This window comes from Paenibacillus sp. GbtcB18, from assembly GCF_019091125.1.
GTDB classification, from domain to species: Bacteria; Bacillota; Bacilli; order Paenibacillales; family NBRC-103111; genus Paenibacillus_F; species Paenibacillus_F chitinolyticus.
In genome coordinates, this window is the sequence record NZ_JAGXJX010000281.1 from 1 (window position 1) to 278 (window position 278).

General features: G+C 39.6%; 1 protein-coding gene. It reads left to right on the forward strand.

Annotated elements, in window-relative coordinates; genetic code table 11:
• Positions 1 to 278, forward strand: a 278-nt coding sequence (locus KVT34_RS30225; protein WP_217563289.1) for an S-layer homology domain-containing protein, incomplete at both ends; no start/stop codon positions are given.

Genomic DNA, 278 nt, shown 5'->3' on the forward strand with positions numbered 1-278 from the left:
TGGATTTGGTGACAATATTACGCGCGGTCATGTAGCAGTTTTAATACAAAAGTACTTGAAGCTGGAGCGTAATCTAGAACAGAAAGCGAAGTTCACAGATACGAAAGGGAATGCATATGAAGGGGCTATTGAGGCAGTTGCACAAGCTGGAATTATGACTGGATACGATAATGGACAGTTCCGTCCAGATGGAGTATTAACTCGATATGAAATGTCAGTAGTATTACAGAAAGTATTTCAGTTAAATGGAAATGAGAAGAGTGTAGAGAGCTGTATTG